Source organism: Pseudomonas sp. DE0010, assembly GCF_007680745.1.
Lineage (GTDB): Bacteria > Pseudomonadota > Gammaproteobacteria > Pseudomonadales > Pseudomonadaceae > Aquipseudomonas > Aquipseudomonas parafulva_B.
This window is the reverse complement of the sequence record NZ_VEJQ01000070.1, coordinates 1-394: the sequence shown is the minus strand read 5'-3', so window position 1 is coordinate 394 and position 394 is coordinate 1. Positions and strand designations below refer to the sequence as shown.

General features: G+C 66.8%; 2 pseudogenes. Both read right to left on the bottom strand.

From position 1 onward, the window contains the following. Window positions 1-152: pseudogene (locus tag FS767_RS21670) on the bottom strand (RidA family protein); the annotation flags it as partial. 28 nt (window positions 153-180) lie between these two features. Further along, window positions 181-394 (bottom strand): annotated as a pseudogene (locus tag FS767_RS21665) (amino acid ABC transporter ATP-binding protein); the annotation flags it as partial.

Below are 394 nucleotides of genomic sequence, written 5' to 3'. Positions count from 1 at the left end.
TGGGCGACGATGCCGCCGTCGATGATCTCGCCATTCTCCATGGCCACCTGGCCGGAGACGTGCAGCCAGCCATCGGCTTCCACCGCACGGGCGAAGGGCAGGGGTTGGCCGCCTGCGCCGCGTTCGCCGGCGCCGTATCGGGTGATGCTCATAAGGGTGCTCCTGTAGCGGGGGAAGGATTCAGAAGGAGGTCCGGCCGAGAAATTCGGCGAGACGGGTGGAACGGGGGCGCTCGAAGAGTTCGCGGGGCGGGCCCTGCTCCTCGATGCGGCCCTGGCTCATGAAGACGATGCGATCGGACACCTCGTAGGCGAATCTCATCTCGTGGGTCACCAGCAGCATGGTCATGCCGTCCTGGGCCAGGTCCTTGATCACCGCCAGCACCTCGCCGACC